The sequence below is a fragment of the Ruegeria sp. BHSA191 genome (assembly GCF_059613325.1).
Genome location: NZ_JBXWSH010000002.1, coordinates 40,099 through 54,461, shown reverse-complemented (window position 1 = coordinate 54,461; position 14,363 = coordinate 40,099). Strand labels below are relative to the sequence as shown.

Here is a 14,363-nt window from a genome sequence, read left to right as displayed (position 1 = left end):
TCGGGCAATCGGCTTAGGTCCAGAGCGCGGTCAGGTTGCCTGAATCGCCCCGGCGATCCTGGCGATCCCGTCGGGAATGCGGTCGGACGAAATCGAGGAATAGCCCAGCCTGTAGAAGTTGCGCGGACGGTTCGGGCCGGAAAAAAACGGCGCGCCGGGTTCGATGTGAACACCCTGTTTCTGCAACTGCCGCGCCAGTTCGGCGGTATCGACATGGTCGGGGGCCCGCATCCACATCGACGAACCGCCGAACACCCCGCGTCCGGCGACGGTCAGCCCGTGCCGCTCGATGGCCTCTTCCATGGTCTGCCGGCGGTGCAACAGGGCTTTGGACATGCGGCGGATCTGGGCGTCATAGTGCCCCAGCGACAGGAAATAGGCCGCGGTGCGCTGGATGTGGCCCGGCGGATGCCGGAACACCAGCGACCGAAGGGCGCGCGCCTCGCGGATGAAGGCCTCGGACCCGACCATGTAGCCCAGCCGCAGACCCGGAAACAGCGATTTGGAGAAACTGCCGACATAGATCACGCGGCCGTCCTTGTCCAAGGACTTGAGCGCCGGGGAGGGGGCGCCTAGAAAGGCCATCTCGAATTCATAGTCGTCTTCGACGATCATTGCGTCCAGCGCGCGGGCGCGTTCCAGCAGGTCGTGGCGCCGCGCCACGGGCATGGTCGCCGTGGTGGGGCATTGGTGGCTGGGCGTGGTGTAGATGACATCGGTGTCATCGGGGATGGCGTCAGGCGGCAGCCCGTCCTGATCGACGCGCAGCGCCGCCATGGTGGCATCCGAGCAGCGCAGCAATTCATGCAGCGCGTAATAGCTGGGATCTTCGATCGCTGCCTTGCGCCCGTGTCCCAGAAGGATGCGCGAGGTCAGCCACAGCGCGTTCTGCGCGCCCAGCGTGATCAGGATTTCCTCGGGCCGGGCCGCGATGCCACGGCGGGGCAGCGTGTGGCGGGCGATGAATTCGACCAGCAGCGGGTCGTCCTGATCCACATAGTCGCCGGTCAGTGAGTCGAAATCCTTGTGCCCCAGTGCTCGCACCGCGCACAGCCGCCAGTTGGCATGGTCGAACAGGGTGCGGTCGGGCTGACCGTAGATAAACGGATAGCGGTAGTCCCGCCAGTCCTGCGGTTTGGTCAGAACGTCGCCGTCCGAAAACCGGCGGGCCAGCGCCCTGTCCCAGTCGACAGTCTCGGCGCCGCGCTGGACCGGCGTGTATTTCGGCGGAACCGGCGCGTTCTCGGACACATAATAGCCCGATCGCCCCCTGGCCGTCAGATAGTCATTCGCCAGCAGCTCGGTATAGGCCAGCGTCACGGTGATGCGGCTGACGCCCAGATGTGCGGCCAGCTTGCGTGACGAGGGCAGCTTTTCGCCCACGTGAAATCGCCCCGACAGGATGCCCTCGGCGATCATCTGCTGGATCTGCGCCTGCAGCGTGCCTTGCCCGTCCGGCTTCAGAAAGAAGGTGTCAACTGAAATCCCCATACCTCGTTATAGGGTGGACCTAAGGTGCGGGCAATCTGGACTTATCCTTGATCACCCTCTTCCGGCATTGACATGTCTCTGATAATAATTCTATAAAACTAGAAATTTAGTTTAATGGAGGGTAGAGCATGTGGGAAAAAGCGGCAGCAGGGTTTTCGGCCATGGGGTCCGAAGCCCGATTGCAGGTGCTCAAGACCCTGGTGCGCGCCGGCGAAGACGGGCTGAGCGTCGGAGAAATCCAGAGCCGGACCGGCATCGCCCCGTCGACCCTGGCCCATCACCTGCGGTTTCTGGCCGCCGGCGGCGTGGTCGAACAGGAAAAAGTGGGGCGCAGCACGATCAACCGGGCCTGTTTCCACGAACTGAAGAACCTCGCGCAGTTCATTCTCAGCGAATGCTGCGCGGACCAGCAAGGAAAGGCCGCCAACGATGGCTGAGTTGACGCAGACCCCAAAGGCGGCTGGCAAGCGCCTGACCGACTATCTCAAGACCCCTTGGGCGCCGATTGTGGCGATCCTTGCCTTGGTTGCCGTGCTGGACCCGGGCAATTGGGTCGCTGTCGTCAGCTTCGCGGGAAGGGCGCTGGCGCATACCGGTCAGTACATCCTGTTTGCGGTTCTGTTGCTTTCGTATCTCAAGGCCACGGGAGCGGAAACGATGGTGGCCCGCGCCTTTGAGGGGCGCGAAGCCCGGATGATCTTTCTGGCCGCCCTGTTCGGCGGGCTGGCGCCGTTCTGTTCCTGCGAGGTGATTCCGTTCATCGCCGGCCTGCTGGCCCTTGGCGCGCCGTTGTCGGCGGTGATGGCGTTCTGGCTCAGCTCGCCTCTGATCGACCCGCCGACCCTGCTGATCACCGCCGGTGCGCTGGGCTGGCCCTTTGCCATCGGCAAGGCCGCGGCCGCGGTGGCCTTGGGCCTGTTCGGAGGCTTTGCCGTGCGCTTTCTGATGCGTCGCGGGGCGTTCGCCCGGCCGTTGCGCCGGTACGAGCCGGCCGGATGCTGTGGCTGCGCCCCGAAGCAAAACGAGAAGCCCGTGTGGAAGTTCTGGCAGGTGCCCGAGCGCCGCGCCCGGTTCCGGGCCGAATTCGTGCAGAATGCCCTGTTCCTTCTGAAATGGATGGCCTTTGCCTATGTGCTCGAGGCGCTACTGGTCAGCTATGTTCCGGCGGACCTGATCGCGCGCGCGGTCGGGGGCGAGGGCGTGGTTCCGATCGTGATCGCGGCCTTCGTGGGCATGCCCGCCTATCTGAACTCGTATGTCGCGCCGCCGCTGCTGGCCGGGCTGATGGAACAGGGGATGAGCGCCGGCGCGGCCATGTCGTTCATGATCGCGGGCGCGGTCAGCTCGATCCCGGCCATGGCTGCAGTGTGGTCGCTGGTCAAAGCACGTGTCTTTGCGGCCTACCTGGGCCTTGGCATCAGCGGCGCGATCGCGGCAGGTTTCCTGTTCCAGATGCTGTGAAACGCATGCCACCCGGCGACGGTCCGGGTGGCGTAGCCCGCCGGCCGATCAACTGCCCGCGCAATATTTCGGCAGCTTGAACCGGTATCGCGGTTCGCCGCTATCCATGTAGACGCGCTTTTCAATGCAGGCGGTCGTGCCGACGGTCTGCGCGATCGGGGCCTCGGTCGCCGTGATCGAAGCGGCAGACCCATCCGGCAGGCGCACCGAAGCAATCACCCCGTTCTTCAGGTCACCGTTGATCGGCGTCGCCGACAGGACCGGCACGGTCAGGAAGGCCTCGTGTTCATGCCTGCCATCACCGCTCAGCAACAGCAGGGCCGCCGCCACTCCGATGACGCTGACGCCACCGAGAATGATCAGTCCCTTGGTTTTCATGAATGCGTAGATCGAGACCGCCCGGTGCGGCCCGACGACTTTGGACAGTATGTTCAGCATAATCCGTTCCGATGAAAAAGGCCCCGTACCTGCGCGGTCGGGGCCCAAATCTGATTAGTTGCGATGGTCATCCTCGTCGTCTTCTTCGGCACCGCCCTTGGGCAGGTTGAAGAAGCTGTCGGCATCGACGATCGGTTCCGCGTCCTTTTCTTCTTCGTCGTCATCGGACAACGAGAAGGTTTCCAGCCCCTCGATTGCCGTGGGGATCTTGGGCGCGGCGTCCATCTCCAGCGACTGTTCGGTCGAGACCAGCTTGCGGCGCTCGTCATCGCTCATCACGCCACCTTCGGCGGCCTTCTTGGCAGCGGCCTTCTGAACGGCTGCATCCAGTTCGGACTGTTTGCACAGGCCCAGAGCCACCGGATCGATCGGCTGCATGTTGGCGATGTTCCAGTGGGTGCGCTCGCGGATCGACTGGATCGTCGGCTTGGTGGTGCCGACCAGTTTCGAGATCTGGCCGTCGGAAAGTTCGGGGTGGAACTTGACCAGCCACAGGATCGCGTTGGGACGGTCCTGCCGCTTGGACAGCGGGGTATAGCGAGGCCCGCGGCGTTTTTCCTCGCCGGCCGCGGCCGGGTTGAACTTTAGCTTCAGCTTGTGCAGCGGATCCTTCTCGGCCTTGTCGATCTCTTCCTGGGTCAGCTGGTTGTTGGCGATCGGGTCGAACCCTTTGACGCCGGCGGCCACATCGCCATCGGCGATGCCCTGAATTTCCAGCTCGTGCATGCCCACGAAATCCGCGATCTGCTTGAAGCTGATCGTGGTATTGTCCACCAGCCACACGGCGGTCGCCTTGGCCATCAGGGGTTTTGCCATGAGCCCGTCTCCTTTGAATACATCTGTCCCGTCGCCGGAATTCGGCGGCCCCGAGGTCTTGGGGCAGGTTTCCGTTGTCGGGGAACTCGGGGCGTATATAGTCGCGCAAATGCCGGAAGGGAAGAGGCGAATGCGTTGGGTGGTTCTGTGGGCGTTCAGTGCGGTGGCCGCGCTGGCCGAGGGCGAGAAGGCAGGGAAATTCGACTATTACGTGTTGTCGCTGAGTTGGTCGCCCAACTGGTGCGCCCGCGAGGGCGACGCGCGCGGGTCCGACCAATGCGATGCGCGCCACGATCACGGCTGGATCCTGCACGGGCTGTGGCCGCAATATCACCAAGGCTGGCCGTCGTATTGCCCAACGCCCAAAGCGCCGCCCTCTCGCGGGATGACCCGTGAAATGCAGGATATTCAGGGCAGTTCCGGCCTGGCCTGGCATCAGTGGAAGAAACACGGCACCTGTTCGGGCCTGTCCGCGGCAGACTATTACGCGCTGTCGCGGCAGGCCTATGAGCGCATCAACCGCCCCGCGGTGTTCCGCAAGCTGGACAAGCCGGTCAAACTGCCGGCGCGCGTGGTCGAGGAGGCCTTTGTCAAAGCCAACCCGGGGCTGGAGCCGGACATGATCACCGTCACCTGCAACAGCGGATACATCGAAGAAGTGCGCATCTGCATGTCGCGTGAACTGGACCCGGTGCCCTGCGGGCGGGACGTGATCCGGGACTGTACCGCCTCGGACGCGGTGTTCGATCCGATTCGCTAGAGCTTCTTGTTCTGGCAGTCGCGGGCATAGTCCAGTGCCTTGGCGGTGCCTTTCAGGTCGATCGCCAAAACCCGCTCGCCCGCCGGATTGTAGACCGTCATCGTCTTGTTCCGAGCGATGGCGGTAACAAAGTTCCGGTCGGTGAAGAACACGGTCGCACCGGGCACCCGATCCTGCTTGAAGCCGATGGCGGTGGCGTCAAAGCTCTTGCCATCCAACTCGAACCGAATCGGATAGGATTTGCCGGGCTCGATGTCGCCCCAACCCTTGTGGAAAACGGTGAAATAGCCCCGATTGTCCAGCGCGTCATAGCCCAGACGCACCACCGACAGGTCCTGATACACCGTTTGGATCAGGCAGCCGTTACCCAGATTGGGATCCATCATGATGTTCCAGCCTTCGACGAACCCCTTGTCTATCAACTGCTGTGACCAAGCGGAGGTGGCGGTGAAGGCGGCAAGAACGAGCGCGATGACGCGGGTCATGGTCGGAATCTCCGGGCAAACAGGGTTCAGACCCGCAGGTTAGAGAAGTATCGTCAGATTTCAATCGGATCGCGACTCGATCCGGGACCTTTCGCCCTGCCGAAGGACCTGTACACCCGGCAATCCCGCCCATACAGTTCGTGCGAATTCGTTGGACAGGACCCGCAGGATGAAACTTGCCACCGCCGCATACCCTCTCAGCTGGCTGGATAGTTGGGCGCAGTATGAAGACAAGCTGGCCGACTGGGTTGCGCAGGCCGCGGGGCAGGGCGCGCAGTTGCTGGTGTTCCCGGAATACGGTGCAATGGAGCTGTCAACTCTGGATGGTGCTGAGGTGGCCGGCGACCTGGAGCGCTCGATCCAGGCCGTTTCCGACCGGATGGAGGAAGTCCACACCCTGCACCGGCGCCTTGCTGTCGAGTACAATGCGTACATTCTGGGCGCGTCCGCACCGGTGAATGCAGGGCAGGGCCGCCCCGTGAACCGGGCCGCGTTCTACTCGCCCGCCGGTGGCCACGACCACCAGGACAAGCAGATCATGACCCGGTTCGAGCGCACCCCTTGGAAAATCGCGCCGGGAGGGCCGCTGAAACTGTTCGACACGGCGTTGGGCAAGATCGGCATTCTGATCTGCTATGACAGCGAGTTTCCTCTACTCGGCCGCGCCCTGTCCGAGGCGGACCTTATCCTTGTTCCGTCCTGCACCGAGGCCCTGTCGGGCTATTGGCGCGTTCGCATCGGTGCGATGGCGCGGGCGTTGGAAAACCAATGTGTGACCGCGATGGCCTCGCTGGTCGGCGACAATGACTGGTCTGAGGCGGTCGACAAGAACACCGGCATGGGCGGAGTGTTCGGCCCGCCCGATGTGGGCTTCCCCGAAACCGGCGTTCTGGCACAAGGCAGCTTGAACCGGCCGGGCTGGACCTATGCCGAGGTCGATCTGGACGCGATCGCACATGTGCGGGCTGATGGCGGGGTTCTGAACCGGTCACACTGGTCGGAACAGGATCCCCGCGTCCAATCGGTCACATTGTCGCGCCTTTAGGCGATTCCGCCCTTGAAAAATTGGCAAAAGGGGACCATTTAAGCGCACACCTGCGGATTCCGCGGGACAACGCAACAATGGAGACAACATGGCCAAGGAAGATACGCTCGAATTTCCCGGTGTCGTGAAGGAACTCCTGCCCAATGCGACGTTTCGGGTCGAGCTGGAAAACGGCCATGAAATCATCGCACATACGGCAGGCAAGATGCGCAAGAACCGCATCCGCGTTCTGGCCGGCGACCGTGTTCAGGTCGAGATGACCCCCTATGATCTGACCAAGGGTCGGATCAACTACCGCTTCAAGTAACGCCTGCCGCAATGGCGTTCATCCTGGGATCGGGCAGCCCCAGACGGCTGGACCTGCTGGCGCAGCTTGGCTTGCAGCCCGATACGATTGCTGCCCCCGACATCGACGAGACGCCGCGCAAGGGGGAATTGCCCTTGCGGTATTGCGCGCGTATTGCCCGCGAGAAGGTGCATGCCGTGCAGGCGAACCCGGACGATATCGTCTTGTGCGCCGACACGACGGTTGCGCTGGGCCGACGCATACTGGGCAAGCCCGAAGATGCCGGCCAGGCCGCCGAGTTCCTGCTTGCCCTGTCGGGACGTCGCCACCGAGTGATCACCTCGGTCGCGGTGCGTCGCGGTGATCGGGTGCTGCAACGCGACGTTGTCAGCCAAGTCAAGGTCAAGCGTCTTTCGGACGTGGAAATCAACGCCTATCTCGCCACCGGCGATTGGCAGGGCAAGGCGGGTGGCTATGCCATTCAGGGTCCCGCGGGTGCGTTCATTCCATGGATCTCGGGTTCGTTCACCGGGATCGTCGGGCTGCCCCTGGCGGAAACCGCCGGGCTGTTGCAAGGCATCGGCTACCCTCTGTATCGCGAGGCATCATGAAAGGTCGAACGATCATCCTGGATCACATTCAGGGCCGCGAAGCCGCCGCGTTGATGGTGGATGGCAAACTGGATGATTTCCTGATCGCCGCCGATGCGCCTGCCCCTGGGACTATCTATCGGGCCCGGGCCGAGCGGCCAGTCAAGGGGCAGGGCGGAATGTTCCTGAGCACCCCGGATGGTCCGGCTTTCCTTCGGCAGGTCAAAGGGTTGGCGCCGGGCGAAATGCTGCTGGTGCAGGTCACGGGTTATGCCGAGCCGGGCAAGGCCCTGCCGGTGACAAACCGCATCCTGTTCAAAAGCCGCTATGCCATCGTCACGCCGGATGCGCCCGGGCTGAACATCTCCCGCTCAATCCGCGATGACGAGGAGCGCGACCGGCTGCTGGTGATCGCGCATGAGCAGATGGACGGCAGCCCCTTCGGTCTGATCCTGCGCTCCGGTTGCCAGGGCGCGGATGCCGATGAGATCGCCGAAGACATCGCCGCCATGCGAGCGCTGGCCGAACAGGTCGTGAATGACACCGGAAACGCGCCGGAAACGCTGTCTCAGGGTGACGCGCCGCATGTCCTCGCCTGGCGCGAATGGGTGGAGCCCGCCGAGGTTTCGACCCAGGCGGGCGGGTTCGCGGACCATGGCGTACTCGAGGCGTTGGACACCGCACGCGGCGCATCCCATCCCTTGATGGGTGGGGCGCATATGTATATCGAGCCCACCCGGGCGTTGGTGGCCGTGGACGTGAACACCGGTTCGGATAGCTCGCTGGCGGCGGGAACAAAGGCCAATTTCGCCTGCGCCAAGGAACTGCCGCGTGCCCTGCGCGTGCGGGGGCTGGGCGGGCAGATCACGCTGGACCTTGCGCCGATGCCCAAGAAAGACCGGCGCGGATTCGAATCCGCACTCCGCGCTGCCTTTAGGGCAGACAGCGAAGAAACCGTTCTTGCCGGCTGGACACCGCTGGGGCATTTCGAGTTGCAGCGCAAACGTGGCCGCATTCCATTGTCGGAGGTCCTGAAATGAGCTGTCCGATCTGCGGAGAAGATACGGTCCAACGGTTTCGTCCATTTTGTTCGAAACGCTGCGCGGACATTGATCTGGCCAAGTGGCTGAACGGCTCCTATGCGGTTCCGTCGCAGCGCGAGGAAGACCTTGATGGTGAGATTCAGGATGCTGTCGAAATCAAGGATCGCCCACACTGAAAAAATCTGAAAAAGCCTCTGGACACGGCGTTTGGCAAGTCATAGAAGGCCTGCACCCAACGGCAAACGCCGTTCCCGTGCCCGGGTAGCTCAGGGGTAGAGCAGTGGATTGAAAATCCTCGTGTCGGTGGTTCGATTCCGCCCCCGGGCACCACTTTTTAAAGCAAAATCAGAACACTAGTCCTCGCACAGTTTTAACTTTGTGCTTTACACACTCATCGCACAGTTTTGAAGTGCGTTGATTGAGGGGTTTGCGGGTTGAAAAGCTGTATTGGACACAGTGTTTGGAATCAATGTGTTGACCACAGCAATCCCAACACAGTCTTTGCCCCACCGTGTTTTGGAACACACTCGAAGACAGCGTTTTTTAGCGTGGTTCGACCACAAAGCTTCTGAGCTATTCAACTGGTCAACGGAAAAAGCAAAACGCCCAGCACAGCTGCCGTTGTCGCTCCTACGGGCCATGCGTTCAGCGGCATCTGCCGCTTCAAAAAGCTCAGAAGCCCGCTGGTACGCAATCTTATCCGTCTGCGTCCCGTACTTGATCGGGGCTACCCCTTCTTGGCGGTTTCGCTTCGTTCCGCCCAAAGTGGGGTGTCGCGCCACTTGCTTAGGTCATCTCCGGCGATCAGTGCCAACGTGTAGTCTCGGTACAAAGGACTGAGAGACTGTAGCGTGGCTTCAGTAGACAAGAAGTCTTTCGCCTAGGTGTGTAGTTCGTTCCACCTCAGTGGAATGCCCTTCTTTGACTTGTTCTACCAAAGCTCGCAGGGCTTTTGGCAAATTGCCACGTCACGCCCACGTTCGATGGGTTCCGTCTTCCTCTCGAAAGAAGGTGCGTCACTTCAAGAGGTCGTCCACCAAAGCTCGTCCCCGTCCTTGTGAACCCAAATATCGCCAACGGTCTCAGCGACAGTAGTCATCAAGTTGAACCAGCGAGAGCTGTCGCCTTGGTCGGTTTCTTTCCTGCCGCAGTGGTGTCACTGGCTATGCGGCTGGACACATAACCCTCGCGGTCAGACACTCGGCTATGACCTGATCAGCGGGTGTCAGGAATTGTTCCACCATAGTCCGCCGCGCTTCCAGCCCGAGGCCGGATCGCCCCTGCCGTTCGGTCGAAACCCGTTATAAAACAACATACTCGGCCATGCCTTGCCCTCTCCGTAAACGACAAACCAGCGTTTGTTGTAGAAGGCTTCGGATTTCTTGGACCAGCGGGCAACAGGTTTTGCTGAGGTGCGTTGTGGCTCCAGTCATGTGGGGGCATGGCTGTTTGTCATCTGACATTGCGCGTCAGATTGGCGAACGAGCAAGATGCGGACGAACAGGTCAATTGTTTGCGGTAGACGGGTGTCTGCCTTTGTTTCCAATTACTCCCTTCGTCAGCACCAGTTGTGGAAACGCGTTGTATGTTTGATCGGCTTGAGGGCAGAAAAAGCTCCCAAGGTAAAGTTTTTCCTAAGAGCCAAATTGCAGCTCCAACATCGAGCATGCGGAGCCCGCATTCGGTGCACGCTCAACTGCTGCATTCAGCCAAAAAAAATCTTTGCTCATTGTCAACCAGTGAAATTTCAGATGTTGGTTGCAGAGATGTTTTGAGTTTAGACGCCTCTCCTGAATTGAGATGGTGTCATTCCTGTGCTTCTGATGAAAGCTCGCGTGAAATGCGCCTGGTTGGAGTAACCCAAGGATTTCGATATCTCAAATATCGTTAACTCCGGCACCTTCAGCATGTCTATTGCGGCTTTTGTCCGTTCCCGGGACAGAATTTCGGAAAAGCTGGTCCCTTCTTTTTGAAGATCGCGCTGCAGGTGACGGTCACTTAGGCCAAGCAACCGTGCGATGAATTGTAGTGACAAGCGTGGATCGTAGAGGTAGGTGCAGACCAGTGCGGCAATGGCGCGCGTCGTGGGAACCATCTGATCATGTGTGTCAGGATCGGGCAAAATGACCGCCTCTGAAACCATTTCCCCGCGTTCGATGTGGATTTCCGTGACCGGCTGAGCAAACCGAAGTCTTTCTTCCGCGGATTGGGCCAGCCATTCGAGGTCGGGGTGATGATCCGACTGTAGGTTCAGCCGCTTCGGAGCCCAGGACGGTCCCAGTGCACTCCGGATGGTTTCTAGCATGAGTTGAAGGACATAGAGTTCAACCTGCCGGATCTGCTCGCGATCGCCGGCAATGGCGTTGCGGCCGAAAACCAGACCATTCCAGACCGGTCGAACAAAGAAATCGGCTCTGCTGTATTCCAGCTTCGCCATTTTGCAGAAGGTGACCAAGCGTTCGAAAAGTGTTTTCTGATCATAAAGTTGCCGCAGGGCGCCATGCATCTGCACGCTGGAAACGGATCCGGCATCAAAGCCGATGTCGAATTTTCCGGTGCTCGTCGCGGCTTCGCTTGCGATTGTCCAGAGCTGGTGCTCCGCGATCATCAGCTCCGGTTCTTGTATCATACGTTCGTCGATATCGACAGCTTGCAGGAGTTTCATTGGGTCACAGCCAGCGTCTTCGCAGGCAATCGCGAAGTTCAGCGCGTACCTAAGTTTTACGACTGCGACCAACACCTTCCGCCATCATCAGAGCGCACACAACGTAGTATCGCAAGGCATTTACCATTTTGCGACCTCAAATTTACCATTTCATCCTGAAACCGAAAAACTGTTAGGCGGCCTCTTTCACGCCTAGTACGCTTTTCGTGCGAGGAGCTAACATTGCCGCCTATGATTTTTCTGTGCGCGAGACACTCAAACAAAGTAATCGATGATCGGCCGAGGCTCCCACATGCCGAAACAAGACCAGGGGAGTCCGACAAATCATGTCCAAGACAATAACCGCAACGGCGGTCGTTGCAGTGCTGGCGATCGCGTCACCTGCGGTTTCGCAGGAAAATACGCCGCCGCCGATTCTGTTCACCAATGCAAACGTGTTCGACGGTTTCAGCCCCGATTTGATCATGGGGGCGAACGTGCTGGTGGAAGGCAACGCGATCACGCAGGTTTCGACCGACCCCATCGATGCGCCGAACGCATTTGTCGTCGATGTCGGTGGCAAGACGATGACGCCCGGTTTCATCGACATGCACCAGCACGTGATGCTGAACCCGCCGGAGGGGACGGCCGCCTATCAGACCCGCTGGGACGATGCGGCGGGCGGTGCCATCGCGCTTCAGTACATGAACGATCACATGCTGATGAAGGGGATCACCACGATTCGGGACATCGCCGGCGATCCACTGGATATTGCCAAGGCCATCGACATGGGCCTGGTCCGGGGGCCGCGTGTCTACTCGTCGGGCGGCGCTATCGGCCAGACCGGCGGTCACAGCGACTGGGCGGGGCGCAACGTGCCGCCGGCCACGCTTGAGAACGGTCAGGACATGGGGCAGCTGACGTCGAATACATGGGTGACCGATGGGGTCGATGATGTGACCCGCGCGGCGCGCCTGAACTTCCGGCGCGGCGCTGCGTTTCTCAAGGTCATGGGCGGCGGCGGCGTGGCCAGCGAATTCGATCCGCTCGAGATCCTCGGGCTTGCCGAGGACGAGGTCGCCCGGGCCGTCGAGATCGCCAGGGACAATGGCACCTATGTCGCCGTGCATGCCTATCACGACGAGAGCTACGACCGGCACCTGCGGCTCGGCACCCGCTCGTTCGAGCATGGCTTCCTGATCTCGGAGGACATGGTCAAGCGCATGGTGGCGAAATACAACGAAACGAAAGACATCGTCTGGAGTTTCCAGTGTTATGTCAGCGTGAATACCTTCGGATCCTACGAGAGCATGCCGGCCTTCTTCACGCACGAGCAGAAGCTCAAGGGCGTGGCGGTTGGCGAAGGCGTACGCGCCATGTCCAAGTGGATGAACGACTATGGCATGTTCATCATCGGAGGCTCGGACATGTTCAGCCCCGGCCTGGTTGAGAAGATCAAGGAGGACATCGTGTGCCCCACGTCGGTCGGGTTCAGCCCGGCACAGGCGCTGAAGCACTACACGGGCAACGCGGGTATCGTGCTGAAATGGTCCGGGCCCAAAGATCCCTATCCGACCTATCACCTCGGCCGGATCGCGCCGGACAGCTATGCCGACATCCTGATCTGGGACGGTAATCCTTTGGAAGACATCAACCTGATCCTCGATGAGAGCAAGCTGCAACTCGTGATGAAGGATGGTCGCGCCTACAAGAACACGCTGGTCGAGAGCGACAGCATTATGTACCGCCCGGCGGTTCGTGAGCCGCAAGTCTATCCATGATCATCTGATCTGGATCGCGCGGGGCGGTTTCTACCTCGGCCGCCCCGCGGTCAAAAGAAGCTCAACAGAAAATTTGCAGGGGACCGCAATGCGAAAACCTCTCATTGTCGTACTGTCGTTTGCACTCGCCTCAGGCGCGATCGCTCAAGATGAGCCGCGACAGCTTTTGTTTACTAATTGCAACGTGTTCGACGGTGTCGCGGACAGCCTCGCCAAAGGCCGCAACGTGTTGATCGAAGACAATCTTGTCGCGTCCATCGGGGATGCGTCGCTCTCGGCCGTGGGTGCCGAAGTCATTGATTGTGAAGGCCGCACCCTCATGCCCGGCCTGATCGACGCGCACACTCATCTTTACATGAATATGCCCGGCGGTGTCGCTGGTATGGAGAGTGGCATGTGGGACGAGATCGGCCCTCGCGCCGCGCATATGGCCAACGAATATCTCTACAGTGGCTTTACAACCGTTCGTGAGATGGGCGGTGGCGGCTCTGGCCTGAAGAAGACGGTCGATGCCGGCCTCGTCGAAGGACCGAGGATTTACCCGAGCGGCGCATTCGTGTCGCAGACATCCGGCCACGGCGATCTGCGCTTCGGCTCGCAACGGAACCCGAACCTGCCGCCTTATCCTGATGACAGCAACGCGCAACGTCTCGGCATCACGACGGTGGCTGACGGCGAGGATGCCGTCCTCGCGGCGGTTCGGCAGAACCTGTCCCAGGGCGCAACGCAGATCAAGCTGATGGCCGGGGGCGGTGTGGCGTCGATCCTCGACCCCCTGCATACGCTGCAATTCCTTCCTGAAGAGATCGAAACGGCGGTCCGGGCAGCGGCCGACTGGGATACTTATGTCGCGGTGCATGTCTTCTCCGACGAAGGCATCAGACGTGCGGTCGATGCCGGTGTGCGCAGTATCGAGCACGGGTTTTTCGCCAGCCGGGAGACCCTGCAGCTGATGAAGGACAAGGACGTGTTCCTTGTCGCGCAGATGACCGGGATCTCTCCCTATCTCGAACAGAACCCCGGGCTGCAGTCCCCCGCGAACCAGGCAAAGCTGACGCTCGCGACCGACCTGTCCAAGGACTTTGTCGAGAACGTCAAGGCGATCCGCCCGAAGATGGCCTTTCAGACTGATGTCGTGTTCGCGACGGGCGAGTTGCTAAGGACGCAACTCGACTACGAGAAGTGGTTTCACGCTGAGCTTTTCGGCAATCACGCAATGCTGGTTGCCGCGACATCGTCGGCAGGCGAGCTCATGGCGTTTTCCGGCAAGGCAAATCCGTATCTTGAGGGTCCACTTGGCGTTATCAAAGAAGGCGCATACGCCGACATCCTGATTGTCGATGGAAATCCCCTCGAAGACATAGGTGTGATCGGCGGAAACGAGAAATGGTACGACGCCGAGCCGCGTCCCCGTGACATCCCGACAATAAGACTGATCATGAAGGACGGCGTTATTTATAAAAACACGCTGAACTGATGATCTTCCGCGGCTTTTTTTACCTCGGCCGCCCAGCGAAACATTT

General features: G+C 60.5%; 15 protein-coding genes and 1 tRNA gene. 11 read left to right on the top strand and 5 right to left on the bottom strand.

The genetic code is table 11. The features are described from left to right. Positions 1-30 precede the first annotated feature (30 nt). Complete coding sequence (gene pdxR, locus AC2FNS_RS02155) at positions 31-1,491, bottom strand: MocR-like pyridoxine biosynthesis transcription factor PdxR (protein ID WP_496689230.1); 1,461 nt, start codon at positions 1,489-1,491, stop codon at positions 31-33. Positions 1,492-1,619: 128 nt separating this feature from the next. Between pdxR and AC2FNS_RS02150 the strand changes: the two genes are divergently transcribed. After that, positions 1,620-1,928, top strand: a complete 309-nt coding sequence (locus tag AC2FNS_RS02150; RefSeq protein WP_496680411.1) for an ArsR/SmtB family transcription factor — start codon at positions 1,620-1,622, stop codon at positions 1,926-1,928. After that, the gene (locus AC2FNS_RS02145) at positions 1,921-2,952 is read left to right on the top strand and encodes a permease (protein WP_496797437.1); all 1,032 of its coding nucleotides are present in this window, start codon (positions 1,921-1,923) and stop codon (positions 2,950-2,952) included. The genes AC2FNS_RS02150 and AC2FNS_RS02145 overlap by 8 nt, the downstream gene beginning before the upstream one ends. Before the next feature lie 48 nt (positions 2,953-3,000). Here AC2FNS_RS02145 and AC2FNS_RS02140 read toward each other — a convergent pair whose 3' ends face one another. Further along, positions 3,001-3,390 (bottom strand): hypothetical protein, encoded by a 390-nt coding sequence (locus AC2FNS_RS02140; protein WP_496803763.1) that lies wholly within the window; start codon positions 3,388-3,390, stop codon positions 3,001-3,003. Positions 3,391-3,444: 54 nt separating this feature from the next. Further along, positions 3,445-4,206, bottom strand: a complete 762-nt coding sequence (locus AC2FNS_RS02135) for a DUF1013 domain-containing protein (protein ID WP_496710722.1) — start codon at positions 4,204-4,206, stop codon at positions 3,445-3,447. Between the two features lie 130 nt (positions 4,207-4,336). On the opposite strand from AC2FNS_RS02135, the gene AC2FNS_RS02130 reads away from it, so the two are divergent. After that, entirely contained in the window at positions 4,337-4,966 is a 630-nt protein-coding gene (locus AC2FNS_RS02130) for a ribonuclease T2 family protein (protein WP_496710721.1), read from the top strand. On the opposite strand, the gene AC2FNS_RS02125 is transcribed toward AC2FNS_RS02130, so the two are convergent. Continuing rightward, positions 4,963-5,451 (bottom strand): hypothetical protein, encoded by a 489-nt coding sequence (locus tag AC2FNS_RS02125; RefSeq protein WP_496710720.1) that lies wholly within the window; start codon positions 5,449-5,451, stop codon positions 4,963-4,965. The genes AC2FNS_RS02130 and AC2FNS_RS02125 overlap by 4 nt on opposite strands. A 169-nt stretch (positions 5,452-5,620) precedes the next feature. Between AC2FNS_RS02125 and AC2FNS_RS02120 the strand changes: the two genes are divergently transcribed. The 6 genes from AC2FNS_RS02120 (at position 5,621) to AC2FNS_RS02095 (ending at position 8,745) form a co-directional block, all read left to right on the top strand. Beyond that, the gene (locus tag AC2FNS_RS02120) at positions 5,621-6,496 is read left to right on the top strand and encodes a carbon-nitrogen hydrolase family protein (RefSeq protein ID WP_496797438.1); all 876 of its coding nucleotides are present in this window, start codon (positions 5,621-5,623) and stop codon (positions 6,494-6,496) included. A gap of 88 nt (positions 6,497-6,584) precedes the next feature. Beyond that, positions 6,585-6,803 carry a translation initiation factor IF-1 gene (gene infA, locus AC2FNS_RS02115; protein WP_005620785.1) on the top strand — a complete coding sequence of 73 codons (219 nt, stop codon included), beginning with the start codon at positions 6,585-6,587 and terminating at the stop codon, positions 6,801-6,803. A gap of 11 nt (positions 6,804-6,814) precedes the next feature. Continuing rightward, a complete protein-coding gene (locus AC2FNS_RS02110) occupies positions 6,815-7,393 on the top strand; it encodes a Maf family protein (protein ID WP_496710718.1) in 579 nt (192 codons plus the stop codon). After that, positions 7,390-8,412, top strand: coding sequence for a ribonuclease E/G (locus AC2FNS_RS02105; RefSeq protein WP_496680424.1), 1,023 nt, complete (start codon positions 7,390-7,392; stop codon positions 8,410-8,412). Before AC2FNS_RS02110 ends, AC2FNS_RS02105 begins: the two co-directional genes overlap by 4 nt. Beyond that, entirely contained in the window at positions 8,409-8,591 is a 183-nt protein-coding gene (locus AC2FNS_RS02100) for a DNA gyrase inhibitor YacG (RefSeq protein ID WP_496689214.1), read from the top strand. The genes AC2FNS_RS02105 and AC2FNS_RS02100 overlap by 4 nt, the downstream gene beginning before the upstream one ends. A 79-nt stretch (positions 8,592-8,670) precedes the next feature. After that, a tRNA-Phe gene (locus AC2FNS_RS02095) sits at positions 8,671-8,745 on the top strand. A 1,447-nt stretch (positions 8,746-10,192) separates the two neighbouring features. Here AC2FNS_RS02095 and AC2FNS_RS02090 read toward each other — a convergent pair. Beyond that, positions 10,193-11,080 (bottom strand): helix-turn-helix domain-containing protein, encoded by an 888-nt coding sequence (locus AC2FNS_RS02090; protein WP_496710717.1) that lies wholly within the window; start codon positions 11,078-11,080, stop codon positions 10,193-10,195. 326 nt (positions 11,081-11,406) lie between these two features. Between AC2FNS_RS02090 and AC2FNS_RS02085 the strand changes: the two genes are divergently transcribed. Together AC2FNS_RS02085 and AC2FNS_RS02080 are read left to right on the top strand one after the other, a co-directional pair. Further along, a complete protein-coding gene (locus tag AC2FNS_RS02085) occupies positions 11,407-12,840 on the top strand; it encodes an amidohydrolase family protein (protein WP_496710716.1) in 1,434 nt (477 codons plus the stop codon). A gap of 88 nt (positions 12,841-12,928) precedes the next feature. Continuing rightward, positions 12,929-14,317: a metal-dependent hydrolase family protein gene (locus AC2FNS_RS02080; protein ID WP_496710715.1), complete on the top strand. Its 1,389-nt coding sequence runs from the start codon at positions 12,929-12,931 to the stop codon at positions 14,315-14,317. The last annotated feature ends 46 nt before the right edge of the window (positions 14,318-14,363 follow it).